The 23410-nt window shown below is 59.2% G+C and carries 30 protein-coding genes and 1 pseudogene; 12 read left to right on the forward strand and 19 right to left on the reverse strand.

The genetic code is table 11. The annotated features are described in order from the left end of the window. Window positions 1–72: 72 nt before the first annotated feature. The 3 genes from AB8B33_RS28270 to AB8B33_RS28280 are packed head-to-tail and all read left to right on the forward strand — an operon-like array spanning window position 73 to window position 2866. The gene (locus AB8B33_RS28270; RefSeq protein WP_183743004.1) at window positions 73–975 is read left to right on the forward strand and encodes a carbohydrate ABC transporter permease; all 903 of its coding nucleotides are present in this window, start codon (window positions 73–75) and stop codon (window positions 973–975) included. Then, entirely contained in the window at window positions 972–1799 is an 828-nt protein-coding gene (locus AB8B33_RS28275) for a carbohydrate ABC transporter permease (protein ID WP_439017913.1), read from the forward strand. The genes AB8B33_RS28270 and AB8B33_RS28275 overlap by 4 nt, the downstream gene beginning before the upstream one ends. Next, window positions 1796–2866 (forward strand): ABC transporter ATP-binding protein, encoded by a 1071-nt coding sequence (locus tag AB8B33_RS28280; RefSeq protein ID WP_439017914.1) that lies wholly within the window; start codon window positions 1796–1798, stop codon window positions 2864–2866. The genes AB8B33_RS28275 and AB8B33_RS28280 overlap by 4 nt, the downstream gene beginning before the upstream one ends. A 130-nt stretch (window positions 2867–2996) precedes the next feature. Here the strand turns inward: AB8B33_RS28280 and AB8B33_RS28285 are convergent, their stop codons facing one another. Then, window positions 2997–3188: a hypothetical protein gene (locus AB8B33_RS28285; protein ID WP_192730951.1), complete on the reverse strand. Its 192-nt coding sequence runs from the start codon at window positions 3186–3188 to the stop codon at window positions 2997–2999. A 106-nt stretch (window positions 3189–3294) separates the two neighbouring features. Next, window positions 3295–3537, reverse strand: coding sequence for a hypothetical protein (locus AB8B33_RS28290; RefSeq protein ID WP_439017915.1), 243 nt, complete (start codon window positions 3535–3537; stop codon window positions 3295–3297). 1 nt (window position 3538) lies between these two features. On the opposite strand from AB8B33_RS28290, the gene AB8B33_RS28295 reads away from it, so the two are divergent. Next, complete coding sequence (locus tag AB8B33_RS28295) at window positions 3539–3760, forward strand: hypothetical protein (RefSeq protein ID WP_113184867.1); 222 nt, start codon at window positions 3539–3541, stop codon at window positions 3758–3760. 138 nt (window positions 3761–3898) lie between these two features. Further along, window positions 3899–4201, forward strand: a complete 303-nt coding sequence (locus AB8B33_RS28300) for a hypothetical protein (RefSeq protein ID WP_439017916.1) — start codon at window positions 3899–3901, stop codon at window positions 4199–4201. A 6-nt stretch (window positions 4202–4207) separates the two neighbouring features. Here the strand turns inward: AB8B33_RS28300 and AB8B33_RS28305 are convergent, their stop codons facing one another. Continuing rightward, a complete protein-coding gene (locus AB8B33_RS28305; protein WP_025668238.1) occupies window positions 4208–4450 on the reverse strand; it encodes a DUF6074 family protein in 243 nt (80 codons plus the stop codon). 228 nt (window positions 4451–4678) lie between these two features. Between AB8B33_RS28305 and AB8B33_RS28310 the strand changes: the two genes are divergently transcribed. Further along, complete coding sequence (locus AB8B33_RS28310; RefSeq protein WP_439017917.1) at window positions 4679–5458, forward strand: DUF1194 domain-containing protein; 780 nt, start codon at window positions 4679–4681, stop codon at window positions 5456–5458. A 16-nt stretch (window positions 5459–5474) separates the two neighbouring features. Here the strand turns inward: AB8B33_RS28310 and AB8B33_RS28315 are convergent, their stop codons facing one another. Both AB8B33_RS28315 and AB8B33_RS28320 read right to left on the reverse strand, forming a co-directional pair. Continuing rightward, window positions 5475–6395: a TIGR03571 family LLM class oxidoreductase gene (locus tag AB8B33_RS28315; protein ID WP_439017918.1), complete on the reverse strand. Its 921-nt coding sequence runs from the start codon at window positions 6393–6395 to the stop codon at window positions 5475–5477. A gap of 73 nt (window positions 6396–6468) precedes the next feature. After that, on the reverse strand, window positions 6469–6612 hold the full coding sequence (locus AB8B33_RS28320) for a hypothetical protein (protein WP_439017919.1): 144 nt from the start codon (window positions 6610–6612) through the stop codon (window positions 6469–6471). Between the two features lie 424 nt (window positions 6613–7036). Between AB8B33_RS28320 and AB8B33_RS28325 the strand changes: the two genes are divergently transcribed. Further along, entirely contained in the window at window positions 7037–7183 is a 147-nt protein-coding gene (locus AB8B33_RS28325; RefSeq protein ID WP_113184802.1) for a DUF1127 domain-containing protein, read from the forward strand. Between the two features lie 419 nt (window positions 7184–7602). On the opposite strand, the gene AB8B33_RS28330 is transcribed toward AB8B33_RS28325, so the two are convergent. The 3 genes from AB8B33_RS28330 to AB8B33_RS28340 all read right to left on the reverse strand — a co-directional run bounded on the left by AB8B33_RS28330 (window position 7603) and on the right by AB8B33_RS28340 (window position 9153). After that, complete coding sequence (locus tag AB8B33_RS28330) at window positions 7603–7770, reverse strand: hypothetical protein (RefSeq protein WP_439017920.1); 168 nt, start codon at window positions 7768–7770, stop codon at window positions 7603–7605. 95 nt (window positions 7771–7865) lie between these two features. After that, window positions 7866–8795 (reverse strand): lytic transglycosylase domain-containing protein, encoded by a 930-nt coding sequence (locus AB8B33_RS28335; RefSeq protein ID WP_439018867.1) that lies wholly within the window; start codon window positions 8793–8795, stop codon window positions 7866–7868. 94 nt (window positions 8796–8889) lie between these two features. Beyond that, a complete protein-coding gene (locus AB8B33_RS28340) occupies window positions 8890–9153 on the reverse strand; it encodes a DUF982 domain-containing protein (protein WP_439017921.1) in 264 nt (87 codons plus the stop codon). 316 nt (window positions 9154–9469) lie between these two features. On the opposite strand from AB8B33_RS28340, the gene AB8B33_RS28345 reads away from it, so the two are divergent. The 3 genes and pseudogenes from AB8B33_RS28345 to AB8B33_RS28355 form a co-directional block, all read left to right on the forward strand. After that, window positions 9470–10240 (forward strand): siderophore-interacting protein, encoded by a 771-nt coding sequence (locus tag AB8B33_RS28345; protein WP_439017922.1) that lies wholly within the window; start codon window positions 9470–9472, stop codon window positions 10238–10240. A gap of 134 nt (window positions 10241–10374) precedes the next feature. Continuing rightward, a complete protein-coding gene (locus tag AB8B33_RS28350; protein ID WP_113320045.1) occupies window positions 10375–10557 on the forward strand; it encodes a hypothetical protein in 183 nt (60 codons plus the stop codon). Between the two features lie 41 nt (window positions 10558–10598). Then, window positions 10599–10808, forward strand: a pseudogene (locus AB8B33_RS28355) (DUF2934 domain-containing protein); the annotation flags it as partial. 33 nt (window positions 10809–10841) lie between these two features. On the opposite strand, the gene AB8B33_RS28360 reads toward AB8B33_RS28355, so the two are convergent. The 7 genes from AB8B33_RS28360 to AB8B33_RS28390 all read right to left on the reverse strand — a co-directional run bounded on the left by AB8B33_RS28360 (window position 10842) and on the right by AB8B33_RS28390 (window position 17854). Continuing rightward, window positions 10842–11216 carry a hypothetical protein gene (locus AB8B33_RS28360; RefSeq protein ID WP_113320043.1) on the reverse strand — a complete coding sequence of 125 codons (375 nt, stop codon included), beginning with the start codon at window positions 11214–11216 and terminating at the stop codon, window positions 10842–10844. A 66-nt stretch (window positions 11217–11282) separates the two neighbouring features. Beyond that, window positions 11283–11501: a hypothetical protein gene (locus AB8B33_RS28365; protein WP_439017923.1), complete on the reverse strand. Its 219-nt coding sequence runs from the start codon at window positions 11499–11501 to the stop codon at window positions 11283–11285. A 170-nt stretch (window positions 11502–11671) separates the two neighbouring features. After that, a complete protein-coding gene (locus AB8B33_RS28370) occupies window positions 11672–13675 on the reverse strand; it encodes an aldo/keto reductase (protein WP_439017924.1) in 2004 nt (667 codons plus the stop codon). A 36-nt stretch (window positions 13676–13711) separates the two neighbouring features. Continuing rightward, window positions 13712–14794 (reverse strand): ABC transporter ATP-binding protein, encoded by a 1083-nt coding sequence (locus AB8B33_RS28375; protein ID WP_439017925.1) that lies wholly within the window; start codon window positions 14792–14794, stop codon window positions 13712–13714. An 11-nt stretch (window positions 14795–14805) separates the two neighbouring features. Then, complete coding sequence (locus tag AB8B33_RS28380) at window positions 14806–15642, reverse strand: carbohydrate ABC transporter permease (protein ID WP_310390172.1); 837 nt, start codon at window positions 15640–15642, stop codon at window positions 14806–14808. Further along, a complete protein-coding gene (locus AB8B33_RS28385) occupies window positions 15639–16499 on the reverse strand; it encodes a carbohydrate ABC transporter permease (RefSeq protein WP_113320038.1) in 861 nt (286 codons plus the stop codon). The genes AB8B33_RS28380 and AB8B33_RS28385 overlap by 4 nt, the downstream gene beginning before the upstream one ends. An 80-nt stretch (window positions 16500–16579) precedes the next feature. Then, window positions 16580–17854, reverse strand: coding sequence for an ABC transporter substrate-binding protein (locus AB8B33_RS28390; protein ID WP_310390176.1), 1275 nt, complete (start codon window positions 17852–17854; stop codon window positions 16580–16582). A gap of 85 nt (window positions 17855–17939) precedes the next feature. On the opposite strand from AB8B33_RS28390, the gene AB8B33_RS28395 reads away from it, so the two are divergent. Next, window positions 17940–18848, forward strand: a complete 909-nt coding sequence (locus tag AB8B33_RS28395) for a helix-turn-helix domain-containing protein (RefSeq protein ID WP_439018868.1) — start codon at window positions 17940–17942, stop codon at window positions 18846–18848. 211 nt (window positions 18849–19059) lie between these two features. Next, entirely contained in the window at window positions 19060–19344 is a 285-nt protein-coding gene (locus tag AB8B33_RS28400; protein ID WP_439017926.1) for an acylphosphatase, read from the forward strand. A gap of 3 nt (window positions 19345–19347) precedes the next feature. On the opposite strand, the gene AB8B33_RS28405 is transcribed toward AB8B33_RS28400, so the two are convergent. The 4 genes from AB8B33_RS28405 to AB8B33_RS28420 all read right to left on the reverse strand — a co-directional run bounded on the left by AB8B33_RS28405 (window position 19348) and on the right by AB8B33_RS28420 (window position 23354). After that, a complete protein-coding gene (locus AB8B33_RS28405; protein ID WP_439017927.1) occupies window positions 19348–20328 on the reverse strand; it encodes an ABC transporter ATP-binding protein in 981 nt (326 codons plus the stop codon). A gap of 3 nt (window positions 20329–20331) precedes the next feature. Then, the gene (locus tag AB8B33_RS28410; protein ID WP_113320033.1) at window positions 20332–21156 is read right to left on the reverse strand and encodes a carbohydrate ABC transporter permease; all 825 of its coding nucleotides are present in this window, start codon (window positions 21154–21156) and stop codon (window positions 20332–20334) included. After that, on the reverse strand, window positions 21153–22016 hold the full coding sequence (locus tag AB8B33_RS28415) for a carbohydrate ABC transporter permease (RefSeq protein ID WP_439017928.1): 864 nt from the start codon (window positions 22014–22016) through the stop codon (window positions 21153–21155). Before AB8B33_RS28415 ends, AB8B33_RS28410 begins: the two co-directional genes overlap by 4 nt. A 63-nt stretch (window positions 22017–22079) precedes the next feature. After that, window positions 22080–23354, reverse strand: coding sequence for an ABC transporter substrate-binding protein (locus tag AB8B33_RS28420; RefSeq protein ID WP_439018869.1), 1275 nt, complete (start codon window positions 23352–23354; stop codon window positions 22080–22082). Window positions 23355–23410: the final 56 nt, after the last annotated feature.

The raw sequence follows: 23410 nt of genomic DNA on the forward strand, positions 1-23410 counted from the left end.
CCCTTTTCCTCCCGGCAGGGGCTGTCTCCCGCGAAAGCGCCAGGCAGCCCCGTTCGGAGCATCGGAGGACCCATGAGAAGGATCCTTTCCAGCGTCAGAGATGGCCGCGGTTTCGATATCGTGCTTGTCGCCTTTCCGCTTGGCTTTCTGTTTCTGATGGCAGGTCTGCCGCTCATTTACAACGTGGTGATGAGCTTCCAGGAGGTTGACATGTTCAGCCTCGGCACCTTCTCGCGCCCCTGGGTGGGCTTCAAGAATTACACGGATCTTTTCGCGCAGCCGGAAACGCTGCCGATCCTCTACAATACGGCGATCTTTGTCGTCGGCTCGATCGCCGGCCAGTTCCTGATCGGCTTCGGCCTGGCGCTGTTCTTCTGGGTCAATTTCCCCGGCGCATCCTGGCTGCGCGGTCTCTTCCTCGTCTCCTGGGTCATGCCCGGCCTTGTCGTCGGTGCGATCTGGAACTGGATCCTCTCGGGCGATTTCGGCGTGCTGAACTTCATCCTGAAGGAAAGCGGCATCATCTCCGGCAACATCTTCTGGCGTTCGGACCCGCATTATTCGCTCTACGCCGTCATCATCGCCAATATCTGGCTCGGCACGTCCTTCAATATGATCCTGCTGTCCGTCGGTCTCTCCGGCATTCCAGGCGATCTCTACGAGGCTGCCGAACTTGACGGCGCCACGGCTTGGCAGCGCTTCTGGACGATCACGCTGCCGATGATGCGCTCGACAATCGGCGCCATCATCGCGCTCGGCCTGATCTTCACGCTGCAGCAGTTCGATCTCTTTGCCGCCATCACTTCAGGCGGGCCGAACAACTCCTCCAACGTCACGCAATACTGGGCCTGGGATTTGTCTTTCCGCCAATATGATTTCGCCAAGGGCGCGACCATTTCCGTCATCATGATCGTCTTCGTGATGTTCGCCTCTGTCGTCTACGTCCGCTCAACCCGCCATGAGGTGCGCGGATGAGCGAGACTGCACGCAATCGCCTGATGCTCGTGATCGCCATCATCATGGCGGCGATCTATCTTTTCCCGCTCTATTGGATGTACATCACCGCGCTGAAAAGCGGCTCGGAGATGTTCGCCACACCCCCGAGCTTCTGGCCGGCCTCGCCGCAATGGAGCACCTATGCCTATGTCTGGGAAAGCCGGAGCATGGGGCTCTATCTCTGGAACTCGCTGGTGATTGCGATCGGCGCGGTCGTCATCATTACGGTGCTCGGAGTCGGCTGCTCCTATGTGTTGGCGCGCTACCGCAACATCTGGGTGGATATCGGCCTCTTCCTGATCCTTATGCTGCAGGTTCTGCCGGCTTCGCTGATGATCACGCCGATCTTCGTCGGCTTTTCTCAGATTGGCATGCTGAACTATCCAAGGCTTGCCGTCATCATCGCCATTGCCGCAAAGAGCATGCCGTTCTTCGTAGTACTGGTGCGGGCCACCTTCATGGCGGTTCCGATGGAGCTCGAAGAGGCTGCCCTCGTCGACGGCAATTCGCGTGTCGGCGCCTTCTTCAACATCGTGCTGCCGCTTGCCCGCAACGGCATTCTGGTCAGCGCCATTCTCATCTTCATGCAGGCCTTTGGCGAATTCGTCTATTCCAAGTCGATGATCCAGGCGGCCGAGCTTCAGCCGGCGAGCGTCGGGCTCAACTCCTTCATGGGGCCGAACACCAATGAATGGAACAACATCATGGCCTACGCCACGATGTATGTGACGCCGATCCTTGCCATCTTCGTTCTTTTGCAGCGCCGCATCGTATCCGGCCTCACCTCGGGAGCCCTCAAATGACCCCTCAGATCGAGCTTGCCGGCGTCAACAAATATTACGGCGCCTTCCATGCTTTGAAGAATATCGACCTCTCCATCGCCAAGGGGACCTTCGTCGCGCTCGTTGGCCCTTCCGGCTGCGGCAAGTCGACTCTGCTGCGCTCGCTGGCCGGGCTGGAAACCATTTCCGATGGCAGCCTGAAGATTGCCGGCGCGTTGATGAACGGAGTGCCGCCGCGTAAACGCGATGTCGCCATGGTATTCCAGTCCTATGCGCTCTATCCGCATATGACCGTTGAGGAAAACCTCACCTACAGCCTGCGCATGCGCGGCGTTGCAAAGGCGGAGGCGAAGAAGGCAGCTGAGGAGGTCGCGGCTACTACAGGCCTTTCGCATCTGCTGAAGCGCTATCCGCGTGAGCTCTCCGGCGGCCAGCGCCAGCGCGTCGCCATGAGCCGCGCCATCATCCGCCACCCGAAGGCTTTCCTCTTCGATGAGCCGCTATCCAATCTCGATGCGGCCCTGCGCGTCCATATGCGCAAGGAGATTCGCGCGCTGCACGATCGTCTGCATGCGACCTCGGTTTATGTGACGCATGACCAGATCGAGGCGATGACCATGGCCGATCATGTCGTCGTGATGCGCGATGGTATCATCGAGCAGCAGGGCAGGCCGCTCGACCTTTACGACAAGCCTGCCAACAAATTCGTTGCCGGTTTCATCGGCTCGCCCGCGATGAACTTCATTCCGGCGATTGCCGGCGAGGATGGAAAAGGCCTGACGCTCGATCTCGGCGCGCTCAGGCCGCAGATCGCCATCGACCATCAGATCCAGCCAGGTCGCAGGGTCACCGCCGGCATACGTCCGGAGCATATCGGCATCACCAATCAGGGGCAGGGGAGCTTTGACGTGCCTGTCGCGGTCGTCGAATCCACGGGTTCCTCGACCTTCATCACTGCTGCGACGACACCCGAAATGACGATCGTCGAAACGGGCAGGGGATCGGTTCAGCCGGGCCAGGCGATCGGCGTCACCGTCGATCCGACGCAGGTACATCTCTTTGACGAGACGAGCGGCGTCAGAATTTGAGATCTGGTTTCGAACTGATTGGTTCCCGCAGCAGCCTAATGCGGGACACCGTGCGACCATGACTTATCAGGGATAGATCTGATTGCCATATTCTCGGCCGCCATTATCGTCGGCCGAGCAATTGCCGTGCTTATCGAGCGAGCGAAGCCGGCGCCGCTTGCTTGGCTGCCACCTCTGTATCGTGCGGTCGTTCGTCGGAGTTTGCCCATACGGCCACAGCAAGTCCTGCGACGATAAAGTAGGGCAGTTTGCTTGAAAGCTTGAGCTTGCCGGAAACGGCATTGCCGCGGGTGCATTCAAAGCCGGACATTTCTGGGGTCATCAGTACCTGTCTCGTGTGAATATCACGCCGCAAACATAGTACATGCAACGATTCGAATGAACCCCCAGATTAGGGGATATACAAGAAGTTGCTGACACCAGGCAGATCAGCGTCCGCCCTGATGGCCCGAACCCTCACCAAGGTCGATCTTGCGCAGGATGAAGGCGAGTGGCAGAACTGCGAGCGATAGCCACATCAGTGTGTGGAAAACGTCGATATAGGCGAGATAGCTCGACTGGGACAAGCTGCAGAAGATCGCCGGCTTCGACGCCGGATATCTGTCGCTGTCGATCGAAGCGCGATAATAACGTCTGTTATGGGAAATGTCAGACCCAACAAGCGAGTGCATCATGATCAACCGTTACATCAAACCTCGAGACGAAGCGCTGACATCGGATGACCTCGCCACATGCCAGAATGTGCTGGATGTGCTGAAGGCTGAGTTCGGGCTTGCCGATGACGACGAAGATGTGGCCCGTTCGGCCGCGATCATCATCGAACTCTACCGTCAGGGCGTGCATGACGAGGAGCAATTGAAGACGCTTGTCTTTGCCACGCGCGGCAAGATCTGAAGCCAGCACGTCTTCAATGTGAATGGATCGATCTGGTTTGCCATCCTCCCAAATCCCACCTCTATCGCGCGGCATCAACGCCTGCTGTTGCGATCGAACCCCGCAGGCGCTGCTAACCCGCCCGCATCAGGAGGTCTTATGAGAAGTTTGATTTTAGCGGCTGCCTTCTTAGTCCCCACAGCTGCCTCTGCTCTCGACGCCGTGGAGGTCAATGCCCGCGACCATTCCTGCCGCGAGCTCGCGCAGATTATCCAGCAGAAAAAGGCCGTCTTTGTTCGCATGGGCATCGGAGGCCGGAGCTTCCGTTACCCGCCTGCGCGATGCCGGCTGGGCGACAAATATGATGTCGCAAGGGTGCGCGCCGCCAATGGGGAAATATGCGTGCTCGACTACGAGTGCGTTTACGACCCGCAATCCTTCTACAATCGCTTTCCCAAGTAATGCTTTCTATCGCTCTGCCGCCGCGGCGTAGACGACCTGAAGCTCCATCTGTACCGCATCCATGAACAGGGCGGCCTGCCGCGAGAGTTCGTGATCGCTGCAGCCCTGTTCTCTCAAATTGGCCGCGAACCCGGCCATTTCCGACCGCCAGAAGCGGTTGGCGGCCTCGCCGTGAAGGTTCTGAAGGGCCTCGGCGCAGCGCCTGATATCGGCTGTGCGTCGGTCGGCGGGAAACTGCAGAAGCGGCATGCTATCTCCGTCATTGCTGGGCGAATCGCCAAGTGTCCCGCAGAATGGCTGTGAGTTCTTCACAAGTGGTGAAGCCGATCGCGAAGACATGACTCTTCAAATGCTGCCCGTTCGTTCGAGGGCACCCGACATCACTGAAAATTGACAGGATGCACGCTGGCAGCACTCGCCGTCTCGCCAAGCTATTATGTTAGAGTTCCCGGCATAACGCAGTGATGGGAAGTGATGATGCTGACAACACTTGCGATGCTCGCGAGCCTGTCGGGCGCTGCCGCCACGATCGCGCAATCAAGCCAAAACGAAGTCGATGTCGAACTGGTGCTAGCCGTCGATACGTCCCGTTCGATGGATTACGAAGAGGTCCGCATCCAGCGCGAGGGCTATGTCGAGGCGTTGCGGCACAAGGAGTTCCTCGACGCCGTGAAAGGTGGCCTGACCGGGCGGATCGCTGTCAGCTATTTCGAATGGGCCGGCTATGTCGTGCCAGGCTCCGTCATCGACTGGCAGGTGATCGAGACTGAAAAAGATGCACTGGATTTTGCCGACAAACTGGAAGCGCGGCCGATTGCTACGCAGCGCCGTACATCCATATCCGCAGCGATCGTTCAAGGAGCATCGATGCTTGCCGCGAGCCCCTACAAGGGTCATCGCGAGGTGATCGACGTTTCCGGTGATGGTCCAAACAATTCCGGCGACCCCGTCACACCTGCACGCGATGCGGCTCTGGAGGCGGGCATCGTCATCAACGGACTGGCCATTATGCTGCGACCATCCGATGTGCCCGAGGGACTCGACAAATATTACGGCGACTGCGTGATCGGCGGCCCCGGCTCCTTCGTCTTGCCTGTCCATAAGATCGAGGATTTTGCCATTGCCGTTCGCAGGAAGCTGGTCTGGGAAATTAGCGGGCTCGAACTGCCCGCACAGATCCGCAAAATTGAGATGAACCAGCCCACAACGGACTGCCTTATTGGCGAGAAGACTTGGCAGAATTTCTTCGATCGCTAACCGCGTACCTCAGAGATTATCGAGACGCCTGCAGTTCTGCGGCCTGGTTCAGTCGTGGCAGAACTTCCCGCGCGATGATCTCAAGATCGGTGAGAGCCTCGCGCCCATTGACGAGCAGGTTGAAAGCAACGTGGTGAACGGCGAGATTGCGGAGGGAAGATAGAGCGGCGAGCAATCCTTCTGGTCCGGTTCGATATCCGAGATTGATCTCGTCGATGTGGTCTGATGGCGTATCCAGGAGATCAAGGGCCATGGCCTGACCCATGCCCCGGAATTCAGTGGTCGTACGCTGTACCGCCCCATGCCATAGGGCTATCCGGTCCTTCTGTGCGCCGAGGGGCCGGTGGTAGGTCATCCAGGCGCCGGCGTTTCTGGCGATCCATTCGAGTGATTGCGAGGAGGAGCCGACGGCGACCAGTGGAAGGCGCCGCCCGCTGCGCGGACGGATCTCGAATTGGTCCTCACTTGTCTGCGAGCCGACATCGCCGTCAAGCGCATTGCTGAGTGCAGCCCAGTTGGACCGAAACAATTCGCGCCGGTCGTCGACATTGCGGTCGAAAGCCGCAAACTCTGACGGGCGGTCGCCGGAACCAAGGCCGAGAACAAACCTGCCCGATGATAAGGCGTCCATCGACAGGGCCGCTTTGGCAACATGAAGCGGATGGCGCAGGGGCAGAACGATTGCGCCGGTCGCCAATGCGATCGAACGGGTAGATGCCGCCAGCGCACCAAGCAGCACCCAGGGGTCGGAATGCCCGATGGGATCAGGATAGGCGGGGCTGTTCAAGGGGACGTCGCGGACCCAAATTGCCGAGAAGCCGAATTCATCGGCGCGGCGCGCAAGCTCCAACTGAAGACCGAAGTCGATGTCGTGCCGCTCTCGCTCCTGCATGGGGAGAACGACACCGATCGTCAGCCGTGAATCTTCGAAGAGCATCAGTCATGTCCAGCACCGCCCACCTGCACTTGGGTGATCCGGGCAAGCTTTGCAATAGGATGAGATGCTGCGGCTACCAGAGGGCGACCGGCGCACTTGCGAGAAACTGCTCGAGAGCAGAAGTGACCGCGGGGGCGACGGCCACGATCTCCTCATGGGCGGCGAAGACGAGCAGCCCCAGCAGTGAAATCATCGATCCGACTTCCAGGGCAGGCATGGGTTTAGCCCCGGACACTGGAATGCTGGTGGGTAGAGCGACGACGGGTGGCCGGATCGCATTTTGCCTATTGTCGTTTGCGGGATGGAACAGGCGGGCAGGACGAGGGTGAGCGAGACGGGATTTACTGCATATTCCAGGATAGGTTTCGCAGACTGAGCTAGACATCGAATGGCCCCTGATCGGCTTCGGAGGATCGTGGGGATCAAATGGGGCTTCGGCAGGCCTCCTTCAAACTATACTCACGGATAGGAAACTGCCTCAGAAAAGGCCATAAGCCTGCCTCGTCATGCGTTTTGTGCATAGGTGAACTGTAGTCTGAACGCTACTCATTCCTGCAACCCCATATTATATATTTCTCATCAAAGCGAACGAAGCGCCGCTACCTGGCAGCTGTCGCTGGACCCACGGAAAGGGGATTATAATGAGCATCGCACGCACCTTCAACAACTGGCGCAAGTATCGTCAAACCGTTACTGAGCTTGGCCGTATGTCGAGCCGCGAACTGAATGACCTAGGCATTGCTCGCGGTGATATCCGCGACGTCGCACGCGCCGCCGTCGGCCGCTAAGACCAGTTCTTAATGAATACCAAACGCGCTCGCCTGATGAAGGCGGGCGCGTTTTTTTGCATCATAAGAGCCCTTCGTCTGACGCATAACGCATGGCAGCTTTGCAAATATGTGCCTAGAAGACTGGCAGCGACCGGCCTATATTCCAGTTCAACGAAGCGATGAAACTCCTCCCTCGTCGCTTTGTCCAAGACGCGGCTTACCTCCTCCCGAGCCAGCGTCTACGTGGCGGCATCCTCCTCCCGCTGCCACGCGTCATAAAAGGCGTCTGCTGGATCTCCTCCCCCGGCAGACGCCTTATTCTTTTCGGGCAACGGCCCCAGTCACCAATAGTCTCGATAAGCTCTATCGGGGTTCTGCGGGTATCGTTCACCAGTGCAGATCCTGGACCGGTACTGGCGGTCGCCGATTGCGATCCATCAGGTGGAAGGGCTATCCTTTGACGGCTCCCGCCATGGGCGACCGGGTGCGATCGGATCGCTTGCCGGAAATGTTTCCTCAAGCGACTCCTCCAGAAAGTCGTCCTGCTCCTGTTCGGAGGTGTCCGTCTCGCTGGGCCTGTTGGTAGCTTCGGCAGCTCTGATCATTTCAATCCCCTTGATGCTTGGCCCGCGAACGTAGCAAGCCTGGCGGCACTTCGGCACTAAACTGTCGGATAGGCTGAGCCGCGATGTACTTCGGATTAGCGGTTTCGGAAGACAGTGCAGGCAACGCCAGCGGCGCGGATCGTACTGCAGAGCTTGGTCGCTTCGGCGCGGGTCTCCCGGCCGATCCTGGCGGCATAGCGCGGGCGATAGCCGAAGTTTCCGCCCCTCTGGCGCACGATCAGGGCGCGCTCGGTGTTCAGCGGTTCGGGAAGCTTTGTGAGCGATATAGTGAAGAGCCGGTCGGCCACGGACGGATTGTAATGGGCGGCAAGCTGTACGCCCCACGGCGCCCAGTCGGCCGATCCGGTCAGGACCGGTTCGTTCATTTGTCGGGTTTCGGCAAGCGCCACACATGCGTCACGGAACGGCATGCCGTCCCGCAGCTCCGGCGCAGCGGTCTCCGGAGGGCTGTCCCGCCAGGTCTCGACGGTCTGCCCGGTAATCGCGAACACATAGTCGCGGGTCTCGATCGGCAGGCGGTCGGAGGAGAGAAACCGGCTGAGGCCGGATTCACCGGCATTATAGGCAGCGGCGGCAAGTCCGAGATTGCCGAAACGAAGCCTGAGTTCGTCGAGATAACTGGACGACGCCTTGAGCGCCTGGACGACATCGAAGCTGTTTTCCAATGCCCTCAGCCGGGCAGTGCCCGGCATGAATTGGGCAATGCCCTCCGCGCCTTTCGGGCTGACCGCTTCAGGGCGGAACAGGCTTTCGCGCCAGATCAGCCGGGCGAAGAAGGCAGGTGGGATGTTATGGATCGCTGCGAAACGGTCCATGACGGCGCAGAGATCGGCATTGAAGTGATCTTTTCGAATGCAGAGCGTTTGCCCGTCACCGGCGTCCCCCTGGTAAAGGCAAGCCGCTCCTGGAGCGGATGGCTCGGCAGCGCTGGCCGTGGTCGCCAAGATACCCCACGCTGCGGAAACCAGCGCCGCAGCCACTAAGCCTATGCCGCATCTCATCATCGCCAAACCTTGCCTGGCGACATCGTCGCGGTTTTCAGGCAAGACGGCAAGCTTCAGTTGTCAGTCCCGCGGCCCTGGCCGCGGGCGACTGGCTTCAGTGAACAACGGTCAAGATCGCAATGCCGGCTTCAGCTGCCGCACGGCGAATAGCGTTCTGCAGTTCGCCGACATCGATCTGTCCGCTGATCGCGTCGACGCAGGCCTTGACGGCCACGACATATTCCTCGCCGTCTTCTGACGGCCAGTCCGCTATCAAAACCTCAGCGGCGTCTCTCAACGTTCTGAGGACCCTGTATTTTTCCCGGCCACCCAGCATCAGCACCAGAGGGGGAAAGCGCTCGTATGTGTTCCATTCCATTACACTTGGTCTCCCCAACGTAAGGATATTGGTAACGTTGCAAGAACCATACCGATCGCTTGTGAAAATCGTGCATCCAACAACTTTAGGGTTACGGGCCGAATTTGAGGTCTGGGTAGCACTCAAAAAATGGAGACAATCACTCAAGTTTCTATTGCGTCGTGTTCCGGCCTTCGCTAGAGAAGGATTATTGGCCGGAGACGATCCAGCCACGTAAGCGTTAACGTCACTCAACGCGTATGATCGAACGGCTTTGCGGCTTCGATCTGCGCGACTGTGTCCTGCGGATCGTTTCCCGAAGCCCCGGAAGGACATGATGGATAACAACCATTCCACACATCCCCAGTTCCCTGCACCTGCTATCGAACGGGTCCGCCATGAATTGCGCCGCCGTTCGCCGACGGTCGAAAGCGTGGCCGATATCACGCCCGGGATGCGGCGCATCGTGCTGATGGGTGAAGACCTCGCCGATTTCACCAGCCTTGCACCTGACGATCACATCAAGATCATCGTGCCAGGCGCCGATGGCGCCGAGGAACGTCGGGACTACACGCCGCGCCGCTATGATAACGCTGCCCGCAGCCTGACGATCGACTTTGCCCTGCACGAGGCCGGTCCGGTCACGCAATGGGCAATCGACGCCCAGCCAGGCATGTCTCTTGAAATCGGCGGCCCGCGCGGCTCAGCGGTGGTTGCCGGGAGTGTGAAGACATGGCTTTTGATCGGCGATGAGACGGCTTTGCCTGCCATCGGCCGGCGCATCGAGGAGAGCGGGGCCGATACGACCATTGCGACAATCGCCGCAGTCGCAGGCCCGGAAGAAGAGCAAACCTTCGAGACAGCTGCAGCGCTCAGAACGCGTTGGGTTTACCGTCCTCTGTCCGATGCGACGAGCGCCGAACCGCTGATTGCTGCCCTGGCGGGGATCGATATCGTTCCCCAGACCTTCGTCTGGATTGCAGCCGAAGCGTCGGTGGTGCGGGCAATCCGTACCTATCTCGTCGAAGAACGCGGCTATCCGCTGAGCTGGATCAAGGCCTCGGGCTACTGGGTCAAGGGCAAGGCCGATACGACAGAGAAGTTCTGATAGCCGGGAAAAATTCCTCGGCTCCGCCATCTCGCTCCTGCCAGTCGGCCGGAGCGGCGTGGCAAGGCCCTCATTTGAACTCTGCGGCGGAACCTCGAACGAATGCCGGTGTTTCCTAGGAAAGGAGATGCGTCATGGGCACGAAGGATACCAACGCCAAAGCCGAACAGCGCCGTCCCAGGGATGTCGGACCGATTGTGGAAGCGCCAGATCGTGCGGACAAGGAAGCCAGTGCTCCACCGACGGTCCAGCCGCCGGGTGCCAGGGATGAAAGCGAGCGGGCGATCGTCGATCCGATCACCGGCGTCGCCCACTAACGAGAGAACGCCGGCAGATTGGGGCGATTGGAGGCAACAGAATGGCTAGGGACAAGGAAGAAGCAATTCGGCAGCGCGCCTACGAGATTTGGGAGCAAGAGGGCCGCCCGGAAGGGGCCGCACTTCGCCACTGGCTGCAGGCATCCGACGAGTTCAGCGAGGATGACGAACACGAGACGATGCAGGAATTGATCGATGAAGACGATCGCGACGATGCGGCTCTGCTGCAGGGCGCGGGTGAGAGCGGAGACATTCACACGCGACACTAGTCGCGCATAGGTAGATTATTTCTCGGTTCGCTCCAGGAGAATTCGAGCTTCCTCGAAGCGGCGTTTTCGATCGGCATCATCTTCACTTGGTGAATAACAGCTATTCGACACGCAGAACCGCGCAAGATGATGCGGCTTGTCAACCTTGTCGAATTCGCATTCGAACGTATCGGTCATCTCACCCGGTGCGGTTCCCGATCGCGTCGAATAGGTCATGCGAACGCCGGGTGGCTTGAGTTCGGGGAAGGATTGAACCGTGCCGATCGAAAGCTGATCGCTCATGAAGAAGCCCTTGGCGACTGATTGACATGTCGCCTCCAGATCCGGAGATTGCGCGAAAGCTGTCGTCGGAAACAGGATAATGCCGAATAATACTAGATATTTACGCAAAGGCGTCTCCTCATTGTATCGTTCAGAGTGAGGTAGCGCCAATACGGCAAAAACAAGTGGGGCGCCTCAGGCGGCGCCGGAAAAATCTTCCGAGAGCAGGCCGAGCAACTCTTCGCGATCCCGCACACCGAATTCGAACCAGTCGACCAGCGCTCTCGCCTTTGTCATTCCGAGATTGCTGCTACGGCTGCAACGCGCGGCCGAGCACCATTCCTGGTGAATGCCGTCGAGAAAATTCATCGTCTCTGACGTCAGCGCTTCCTTCGGCCAAACCGTTCGCGTCATCGCCTTGCTCCCTGCTGCGGCCCTACACTAGATGACCTATGGTTGAGGGCAATGGCGAGAATGCAACACCGATGGATTAGTTGTCATTGGCCGCTGCGCCGTCGCGCAACAGAAAAGCGGCAGGCGTTGAGGCCCGCCGCATGTCGTCACGTACTCTCTGGGCGAGGCAATCAGCCCTCCAGCCACTTCACCTGTTCGGGCGTCAGCGTGATGTTCAGTGCCGAAAGGCTGTCTTCCAGCTCGGCGATCGTGCGCGGTCCGATCAGCGGGATAACGGGGAACGGCTGCGCGATAACATAGGCAAGCGCGATATGGATCGGATGCCGGCCAAGCTCTTTGGCAAGCGCGATTGCCCGGTCACGGCGCACGAAGTTGCGATCCGAATACCAGCAGCGAACAATCTCCTCGTCATCGCGCTTGTCGCGGCCGGCCCGGTCGGTGAAGAAGCCGCGGCCCTGGCTCGACCAGGCGAAGTTCGGGATCTGCTTTTCGTTCAGCCACTTTTTCCACTCATCGTCCGAGGCAGCAACGCAGCCGGCCCAGATCGGATCGAGCATTTCGGCGAGCGAGAAGTTGTTGGAAAGGGCGGCAGGTGCTTGCTTCCCGTTCTTCTTAGCATAGGCGATCGCCTCGTCGAAACGCGCACGCGTCCAGTTCGAGCCGCCGAAGATGCCACGGATGCGGCCGCGCTTGACCTCGGCATCCATGGCATCGACGAATTCGCCGACCGGCACGTCGGTATTGTCGCGATGCATGAAGTAGATATCGACATAGTCGGTCTTCAGGCGGTTGAGAGACTGATCGAGTTGCCTGCTGATGACATCAGGATAGCAGAGCGGCGAGTGGGCGCCCTTGCCGATCACCACGATCTCCTCGCGCGGAACCTGCCGGCTCGTGTGCCAGTCGCCGAAAATGCTCTCCGTCTTGCCACCGCCATAGACGAAGGCTGTATCGAAGACATTGCCGCCAGCTTCATAGAAGGTGTCGAGCGTCAGCGAGGCGGCAGCGAAATTTGGGAAGAATTCGAAGCCGAGGGTGACGACCGAGGCCGGCTTGGAAATGCCGGGGATTTGGCGCTGCGGAATCGAGTTGCCGCGCCGGACAACGCCGCCGGCAATGTTCAGGGTGCGCTTGGCTGCTTTCTCGACGCCATATTCGAGACCAACCGAGGCGCGCCACTGGTCGAGCACCTTGAGGTTGTTGATGGAATCTGCCCAGCTCATGCCCGGCGAGCGGAATTCCTGTTCGCCAGCGCGGATCGCGTCACCGGCAGCGTCCGCTTCGAACGAGTAGAGCCAGCGGTCTTCCTTGACTTCGATCGTCTCCTGCTCGCCGTTCCTGAAGATCTCGATTTTGCCGACGCCGCCCTTGTGGCCGGAGGCAAACCAGAAATCCTTGACTTCGATGCGGCCTGCAGACCCGATGATGTGCAGTACGTTATCCTGCTGCGCCATGATCGAGCACGAAACTTCAGCGATTATGTCGTTCGGGAATTTGAGCACGGCCGACGCCCATTCGTCGACGCCGGATTGGCCGAGATGGGCGACACCTGAAACCTTCTCCGGATCCAGGAACGGCTTGCCGGCTGCTGCACCGGCAATCAACCGAGCCATGGAAACGGGATAGCCGCCAACATCGAGAATGCCGCCGCCCGCCGTTTCATTGGCAAAAAGGCGGTGTTCCGGCTTGTAGGTGCCCATGCTGAAGCCGAAGCTGGAGCGGATGATGCGGATTTCGCCAATCGTGCCACTCTTGACGAGCTCGACCAGCTTCTCGGTCTGCGGATGCACACGATACATGAAGGCTTCGCCGGCAAAAACGCGAGCCTTCTTCGCCTCGTAATAGATCGCCTCGGCATCATAGGCCGAGAGAGCGATCGGCTTTTCGACGAGCACATGTTTGCCGGCGCGGATTGCCTTGATGGCCCATTCGGCATGCCCGGTATGGGGCGTGGCGATATAGATCGCGTCGACCTCCTTGTCGGCCAACAGCGCCTCATAGCCATTGACGATGCGCGCACCCGGAAAACCATCGGCAAGGCCTGGCTTGTCGGGGTTGCGGGTGGCGATCGCCACGAGTTTGCCGGTGCGCGAATGCGCGACGCCATCGGCAAAAGTGCGGGCGATGGTGCCGGGGCCGATAATGCCCCAGCGGATCGGATTATCTGAAGTCATGACTATCCTCTTTCGTCTTTCTGTCTTGGGATTGCGTTATCGGAGCCGCTTGCCGGCTGCATCGAACAGGAAGGTGCGGGCGGCGGACAGCGACACGGTCAGCCGCTCAGTCTTGCCGAGGCTGCGGGATTCTGGCTGTTCGATGATGAGCTGCTCACCGCCAAAGTTTGCGTAGATGTAGCTGGTGTTGCCGAGGTGCTCGGCGACATCGACGGCAACCGTCAGATCCGCTTCGCCCTGACCCATCTCGCCGAAATGCTCTGGCCGAATGCCGAGCGTGACGGGCGTGCCCGATGTGATGAGGTCATGCAATGGTACCGCGAGGCGCACCGTTCTGTCGTCCGCGAGCACGACTGTCGCTTTGCCGGCCTGTATCTCGGTCACCTCGGCCTTGAGGAAGTTCATCTTCGGCGAACCGACGAAGCCGGCGACGAACTGGTTAGCCGGATCGTCATAGAGATCGAGCGGCGCGCCAATCTGTTCGATATTGCCGGCGCGCAAAACGACAATCTTGTCGGCGAGCGTCATCGCCTCCGTCTGGTCGTGTGTCACATAGATCATCGTCGTGCCGAGCTGCTTGTGCAGCCTGGAGATCTCGACGCGCATCTGCACACGCAGTTCCGCATCGAGATTGGACAGCGGCTCGTCGAACAGGAAGACCTGCGGTTCGCGCACGATGGCGCGGCCGATTGCGACGCGCTGGCGCTGGCCGCCGGAAAGCTGTTTCGGCCGGCGCTTCATCAATTCTGTGATCTGCAGGATTTCCGCGACATGGCGCACGCGCCGTTCGGTGTCGTCCTTCGGGTTGCCATTCATGCGCAGGCCGAAGCTCAGGTTCTCCTCGACAGTCAGATGCGGGTAGAGCGCGTAGGATTGGAAAACCATGGCAATGCCACGGTCGGCCGGCTCGACATCGTTGACGAGGCGGCCGCCGATCTTCAGCTCGCCGCCGGTGATATCCTCAAGGCCGGCGATCATGCGCAGCAGGGTGGACTTGCCGCAGCCGGAGGGGCCGACGAAAACGACGAACTCGCCGTCCTTCACGTCCAGATTGGCACCATGAATGATTTCAAGCGCGCCGTAACGCTTGACGATATTGTTGAGTGAAAGCTCTGCCATAGGCCCCTCGATTATTTGATTGCTCCGGCCGCAATGCCGGCGATGAAGTGACGCTGCAGAGCCACGAAGACGACGAGGATCGGTGCAGTCAGAAGCACCGCACCCGCCATGATGCCACCCCAGGAAACCTTGGTGAGGCCGATCAGCACGCCGAGCGCCACCGGAGCCGTCATCATGCCGGGCTTCGAATTGATCAGCAGCGGCCAGAGATAATTGTTCCAGGAGGCGAGGAAGAGGATGATTGCCAGTGCCGCCATGGTCGGCCGGGCAAGCGGCAGCGCGATGCGCAGGAAGATCTGCCATTCCTTGACGCCTTCGACGCGGGCTGCATCGAAGAGATCGTTGGGCATCATGGAGAAGGACTGCCGCATGAAGAGCACGCCGAGCGAATTGAAGAGCGGCGGCACGATAAGGGCGATCCAGGTATTGGCGAGCTTGAATTCGCGCGCGACCATGATGAATTGCGGAATGACCACGACGAAATAGGGCAGGGTGATCGTGCCGAGGATGATGGCGATGACCAGCGAACGGCCGACGAAGCGGTAGCGTGCGAGTGCCCAACCGGCCATGGAGGTCAGGAGCACGGATAAGACGGTATAGACGGTGGCAACAACGATGGAGATCACCATTGCGCCGATGAAATTCGTGTCCGCCTGCAGGTTCTGGAAGTTTGCGACGAAATTGGTCGAGGGCCAGAGCACGATCTGCGGGCTGAAGATGCCGTAATCAGGCATGGTCGAGAAAACGAACATCATCCAGAGCGGAAAGAGCCAGATGATTGCGAGCGGCAGCAGGAAAGCGTGCAGGGCGATCTGGCGGATGAGAAGGGATTGCGACTTGGATCTCATTTCGGCTCCCTCCCGACCCAAAGGTTGAGCAACGAGATCGCGACTGCGAGCGCTGCCATCGTATAGGCGATCGCCGAGGCATAACCGAAGTTCAGCGATGTAAAGCCTTGGCGATAGAGCAGCAGGCCAAGTGTCTCGGTGCCACCGCCAGGTCCGCCTCTGTTGGTAATGAGGAAAGGTTCGGCGAAGAGCTGCATCGTACCGATGACGGACAGAACCACGCAGAAAAGAATGATCGGTTTCAGGAGCGGCAGGGTGATGTGGAAGAACTGTTGCAGCTTGCTGACGCGGTCGAGCGTAGCCGCCTCGTAGACATCTTCCGGGATCGATTGCAGGCCGGCCAGGATGATGATGGCATTGTAGCCCGCCCATCGCCAGGTGACGGCAATAATAATGACGACCATGGCGGCATTGGCATTGTCGAACCAGGAAACGGGGGCGAGGCCTGCTGCGCCGATCAGCTTGTTGATGATGCCGAAATCGAGATTGAACATCAGCCGGAAGACAGCCGCATAGGCGACCTCGCCAACCACGACTGGCGCGAAAAATGCGAAACGAAACAGGACGCGTGCTTTCAGAAGCGGCGAATTGAGCAGCACGGCCATGATGGTCGCAAGGGCGATCATGACAGGCACCTGGATGACCAGGATGATGAGCGTGTTATAGACGGCGTTGTAGAAGGCCGGGTCGGCGAAGAGGCGCCCCCAATTGGCCTGAAGGCTGAATTTCCACGGATTGATGCGCGTGTTCTGGAACGAGATCAGGAACGAATTGATGATCGGCCAGACCCAGAAGGCGGCAAAGACCAGAAGATAGGGCGCGAGGAACGCATAGGCGCTGCGGTTTCTGATCGGCATGAATCCTCCTTACCGAAACGAATGTGCCGACCGCCTCCCGCGGCAGGCGAGGCCGGGCGCTTCGGCGCCCGGCTTGCCATTCATTGTGCGATCGGAAGACCGGTCGCCGATGCAATCTGCTTGGCGGCATCGTCGAGGGCCGCCTTCGCATCGGGATAACCGCCGGCGAAATACTTCGTCTGCGTCGTCTTGTAGATGGCATCTGCATCCGTCTGGAAGGCCGTACCGCGGCTCGGCACGATCTTCGGCAGGGTAGCCAGGATGTCGGCCCAGATCTTCTGGCCGCCCCAATAGGGCTGCGGCTCGTTGACGAAGGGATCCTGAACGGCCGACAGCAGCGACGGCACGAGACCGAACGACTTCAGCATGGTGACCTGGCCCTCATTGGTGGTGAGCGCATAAGTCAGATATTTGAAGGCTGCTTCCTTGTTCTGCGAGTTGGCATTGATGGCGAGCGAGGAGCCGCCGAGGTTGGCAGCATGGGGGCTGTCTGCGGTCATGCCCGGCATGGCGTAAACGCCCCACTTACCTGACAGATCGGGAGAGCCGGAACGGATCGTGCCTTCGTACCAGCCGCCGAAGACCTGGCTTGCCACTTTGCCGGCGGTGTTGGAGGAGATCTTCTCATCCCAGTTCGCCGCCGTCAGCGTGCCGGCATCCTTCATCGCCTTGACTTTTTCCAGCGTCTGCACGCAAGCGGGCTTATTGATGGTGATCGATTGGCCGTCGGTCGAGAAATAACCGCAGCCCTGTTCGTTGGCGAGCATGCGGAACCATTCGCTGTCGCCGTTGAAATCGCCCTGGCCCATGACGACGCCGGGATTGGCTGCCGAGACCTTCTTGCCGGCGGCAATGAAATCGTCCCAGGTTGCGATAGACTTCGGATCGACACCGGCCTTTTCGTAATAGTCGCGACGATAGAAGACGGTGACTGGACCGGAATCCCACGGCATGGCATAGGCGACATCACCGATTTCAAGCTCTGTACGCTTGAACTCGGGGAATTTCGCCTGCATGTCGGCGTTGTAGCCGAGGTCCTTCAGATTGGCGAAGCAATCCGGGAAGCGGCTCCAGAAGATTTCCGCCTCGAAATTCTCTATCGTGACGATATCGGGAAGGCCATCGCCGCCGGCAGCGCAGGCGGCGAGTGTCTTGTCGAAGACCTGCTGGTTGCCGAGATCCTGGACATCGACCTTGATGTCTGGAAACTGCTTGTTGAAGCCTTCGACCGTCGATTTGAGAGCGGAAGCTGCGACATTCCAGCTCCAGATGGTAAGTGTTGCGGACTGCGCGTAGGCAGATCCGGATGCAAGCAGCACAAGCGCTGTCGTTGCAGTGATGAGTTTAGAGCGCATGAAAATCCTCCCTTTTCAATTGCCGTCGCTGAGCGAACGTGGCTAATTTAGCGCGGCGGGAGCGGCTGTCTCATAAAAAGGGAATATAGAATTGGCGGAAAGTAAGGTCGTTGGTAAACCTGTTTACCAGCCTGGTGCCAGCACGATTGAAGGCATGCCGATGGCGCTGCAGATGTTTTATGCTCATCCGCCTGTTATGGCGATGCCGCATTGGCATGCCCAGGTCGAGGTCAATTACATCATGCGCGGCAGCGTCCATTATCGCATGAGCGACCATGACATCACGCTCAAAGCCGGCCAGATGTGCCTTTTCTGGGGCGGGCAGCCGCATCAGATGGATGAGTCCTCAGATGATTCCCTTTATGCGGGCGCGCATCTGCCGCTCGTCTATTTCTTCAGGATGCGCCTGCCTCCGACCATAGGCACCCGTCTGATGAAGGGGGAAATCCTGCTGACATCGGCGACCGATGCGGCGGATGAGGCAAATTTCCCGCGCTGGTATGACTATGCGAGATCCAATGATGTCAGAAAGACGCAGCACGCCGTCGATGAATTGCTTCTGCGCATCGAGCGGATTGCCCTGGAATCATATCTGATGGTTCCGGGCACCAGCACAGACGAGCTTGAGCAGCCCAATTCGCATCTTTCCCGCAGCGTCGCGCGTATGTGCGATTTCATAGCGAGCAATTTCCTGCAGGACATCGATACGGTCGAAATTGCTCGCACGGTCGATCTTCATCCGAAATATGCGATGAACCTGTTCAAGAAGACGACAGGCATGACGATCAGCAAATACATTAATTTGCTGCGCCTTTCGCATGCCCAGGCGCAACTGATGGGCGAAGGCGCGAACGTTCTCCAGATCGCGATGGATAGCGGTTTCGGCTCGATCAGCGCCTTCAACAAGTCCTTCCGCAATATTGCCGGCATGTCTCCATCTGATTTTCGGCGGGATATGCGTTCGATGATCGGCGCTATCTCGGCTGCTGGTTGAGACGCCCTGAATTTGCCTTCGAAGACCGATCTCGATCGCGGGCATGGATAGGGTCGGTCCAGTCGCGCCCGGGCGCTAGGTCGACTGCCGATCGTCAAGATCTGCCCCGCAAGAAGACGTGTTGAACGGGGTGCATCTTCCGCCGACGGAAACATGGCCCTTGCAAAGAGCGCTGGGAGCGACATCATCTGGTTGTCGGAGAGGAACCCAGATGACCGCGACCCAGGATGCTTTTCGTGTGCACATCACCGGCGGGGTGCAAGGCGTCGGCTATCGCGCCTGGACTCGCGGCCAGGCCCTCCAACTCGGCCTGACGGGCTGGGTGAGGAACGAGGCCGACGGCTCGGTCAGCGCTTTGATCGTCGGTTCTCAAGGCGCCACCGGCTCCATGCTCGAGCGTTTCTGGAGCGGTCCCGCCGGCTCCTCCGTGGCAGAGGTGAAAGCGGAGCCGGCAAATCTCGATGAGATACCGAGCGATTTCCGTATCGTACGATAGAGATCAGGAGAACCTGTGCTCTTTCCCGGCGAGCGGTGAGGCAAACTGCGTTTCACCGGTTGTCACCGGCCGGTCGCCGTCCGTACGCACGACAAGTGTCTGCAATTCCGGCACATCGAGGTAGACGACCGTATCGGCGCCGAGCCGCTCGATATGGCGCACCTTGCCTTGCCATTTGCCTTCCGTCGGCGAGAGCGTGATATGTTCGGGCCGGATACCGTAGGTCCGGCATCCCTCCCGTGCGGCGATCTCTCCCTCGAACAAGTTCATCTTCGGCGAGCCGATGAAGCCGGCAACGAAGGGGCTGGCCGGATTGTTGTAGAGCGTCATCGGCGTTCCGACCTGCTCGATCTGCCCGCCGTTCAGAACGACGATCTTGTCGGCCATCGTCATCGCCTCGACCTGATCATGGGTGACGTAGATCATGGTGGCGCCGAGCTTGGCATGAAGCTCGGTCAGCTCGATGCGCATCTGCGAGCGCAGCGATGCATCGAGATTAGACAGCGGCTCATCGAACAGGAAGACTTTTGGATTGCGAATAATCGCCCGACCAATCGCCACGCGCTGCCGCTGCCCGCCCGACAGTGCCTTCGGCTTGCGATCGAGCAGGTGCGACAGCTGCAGGATATCTGCGGTCTGCTTCACCCTTTCGGCGATTTCCGCCTTGGGTCGCCTGGCGAGCGACAGGCCGAAGCCGATGTTTTCCGCGACGGTCAGATGCGGATAGAGCGCATAGGACTGAAACACCATGGCGATCCCGCGCTCGGATGGTTCGGCATAGGTCACGTCCTTACTGTCGATGAACACCTTGCCCGAAGTCTGCGTCTCCAGTCCGGAGATGATGCGCAGCAGGGTCGATTTCCCGCAGCCGGACGGGCCGACGAAGACGCAGAATTCGCCCGGCTCTACAGTGAGGTCGACGCCCTTCATGACCTCCAGGTTGCCGAAGCTCTTGCGGACACTTTCGAGAACAACTGATGTCATGGTTTATCCCTTGACTGCACCGGCGGTCATGCCTGCAACGATCTGCCGGTTGAAGAAGATGAAGACGATCAGGGGCGGAATGGTCACCAGAAGGATGTTCATGAACAGCAGGTTGAACTGGGTCTGGAACTGTCCCTGAAAATTATAGAGCGTCAGCTGCACGGTGACGTTTTCCCGGCCCGGCAGATAGTAGAGCGGGTTGGTGAAATCGTTGAAGATGGCGATCGACTGGACAACGATAACAGTCACGGTGACGGGCTTCAGGAGCGGCAGGATGACGCGAAAGAAGATCTGGAATGGCTTTGCCCCGTCGATGATGGCGGCCTCGTCGAGATCCCGCGGGATCGTTGCGATGAAGCTGCGAAACAGGAGAACCGTGAAGCCGAGACCATAGGCAACCTGGATCAACACCATGCCGGACAAGGTCTTGAAAAGGCCGAGGAGTTGCAGCACCCAGATGGTCGGAACAATGGCCGGCGGGATCATCAAGCCGGCGAGCACGCAGCCATAAATGATAGTATTCCAGCGTGAGGGGCGGCGCTGCAGAACGTAGCCGACCATGGCACCGAATAGCACCAGCAGGGTGACGGCGGCCACCGTGATGACGGTCGAGTTGAAGTAGGCGAGCAGCAGCATGTAATTGCGGGTCTGCACGACCTCCATGAAATTCTGCCAGAGCTGCCACTCGACCGGCCAGCTGAATCTCAGCGTTGCCGCATCCTGTTTCGTCTTGGCTGCCGTGACGAAGATGAAGATGAACGGCAGCACGAAGATCACACCGCAAGCGGCCAATGCCGCAATCCCGGTATAGAGCTGGCGGCGGCTCATAGATCCACCTCCTTGCGATTGAACCAGGCCGTCAGCGGCAGGACAATGAGGCCGATGAGCAGGAAGAGGATGACATTCCCAGCCGTCGAAAGGCCGTAGAAGCCCGCCTGGTACTGCTTGTAGATGACGCTTGCGAGCACATCCGAGGAAAAACCGGGGCCGCCGCGTGTCATTGCCCAGATCAAGTCGAAGCTTCTGAGGCCACCGATCAACGAGAGCGTCACGACCGTCACCGTCGCGGGCTTGACCAACGGGACAGTCACGCGGAAGAACATCTGGGTGCGGGTCGCACCATCGATGCGGGCGGCCTCATAATAGTCGGGACTGATCGATGCGAGCCCGGCGATATAGATCACGGTCGCAAGCCCGATGCCCTTCCAGAGGTCGACGAAGACGATGGAGTAGAGCGCAAGATCCGGATCGGTCAGCCAGCCGGGGCCGTGGATGCCGATGGCGGCGAGCGCCACGTTGATCAACCCGCGTGTGGGATGCATGAGCACCGAGAAAGTGATGCCGACGCCGATCGTCGATACCAGAACCGGAAAGAAGATCACGGTGCGCAACAGGCCTTGTCCCCAGAGGCCGGAGGTCAACAGCACCGCGAGCAGGAGACCGAGAACGGTTTTCGTGCCCGAGGTCAGCACAGCATAGATGACGGTGTTGACCAGGCCCTGGATCAGAAAGGGTTCGCGGAAGAATTGCCGGTAGTTTTCCAGGCCGATGAACTGCATGGTGAACAGGTCCCAGCGCGTGAGGCTGAACCAGAAGGAGGCGACCGTCGGAGCCAGAAAGAGGACGGTGAATATCACCGCCGCCGGCAGGACGAACCAGTAGGGATAGGGTGACTTGCGTTTTATCATACGGACACCGTGAAGCGTCCCCCACCCAGGCTCCAAGAGGTGAGTGAGGGATCGGCTGGAAGGTTACCAGTTCGGCAGGCCGAGCTGCTTGGCCTGCTTCTCGACATCCTGGTCGTAGAGCGCGGCCGCATCCTTGGCGGAGCGTATGCCGGTTCCGACCTCGACCGTGATCTGCTCAAGCGCCGGTCCCTTGACGGGCGAGAGGAATTCGAGCGCCGGACCGTTGCGTCCCTCAGTATCGAAATAGGGCAGCATGTCGGAAACGACCGGCGGAATGTCCTTGGGAAGTTCACATCCCTTGACGAGGTAGGGACCCGAGGGAACGGCCTTGGCCATCAGGTCGCACGCTTCCTTGGAGCCGACGAAATCAAGAAATTTCTTGGCCTCTTCGAGGTTTTCGGACTTTGCGGAAGCATAGAGCGCGGAAGGCATCCAGACGGTGAGGCCGTTCTTGGCAGCGTCCGTTCCGGGCTGGGCGAAGAAGCCCAGATCCTTCAGGTTGTCAGGGAAATTCTGCTGGATGTTGCCGATACCGAAGGTAAGGTTCGGATAGTGAGCGGCTTCGCCTGTGGCGACCATGCGCATGCCGTCGTCAAAGGTCGCCGCGCCGAAGTCCGCGTTGAGGAAACCGCCTTTCGCGACCTCCTCAAGATGTTCGAAGCCGCGAAGCGCAGCAGCCGTATTGGCATATTTGATCTTGTTGGCGGTATAGTCGGCCGCGAAATTCGGAACCTCGGCCTGGACGTTATAGAAGTCGGCAAGCACGAAGAGTTGCGAAGTCCAGGTCGTGCCATAGGTCTGCGCCACGGCAACCTTGCCGGCCGCCTTGATCTTCTCGTTGTTGCTCATGAACTCCGCCCATGTCTTCGGCGGGGTCAGCCCGAGATCGGCGTAGATCTTTCTGTTGTAGAAGATGCCGCCGCCCATGGCGGGACCAAAAGGAAGGCCGCGGACATGGCCGTCCGGGCTGGTGACGACCTTCTTGAAGCTGTCGAGGATTCCGGCTTCCGACGGAAGATCGGAAAGATCTGCGATCGTTTCCTGCGGCTTCAAAGCCTGGAAGAGGGAGCCGCCGTTATACAGGAAGATATCGGCCATTTCGCCGGTGGCGAGCCGAGTCTTGATGATGTTATCGCCCTCCGAGCCTCCGGCACGCTGCTCGACATCAAATGTGACGTCGGGATGCTTTTCCATATAGGCTTTGGAAACGGCATCGAACGAGGCAATCGTCTCCGGATTGGTGTCGATCAGGACGCTGAGGGTCACATCCGCATGGGCCACTCCAGCGGCAAGAACCATGATACTGGCTGCAAGGATGCTGCACTTCGTCATTCGCATAGTCATTTCCTCCTCTTGAAGACCGGAATGCGTTGGGCTGCTTGCCCGCGGATCGA

This window comes from Rhizobium sp. 768_B6_N1_8 (assembly GCF_051811225.1).
GTDB lineage: Bacteria > Pseudomonadota > Alphaproteobacteria > Rhizobiales > Rhizobiaceae > Rhizobium.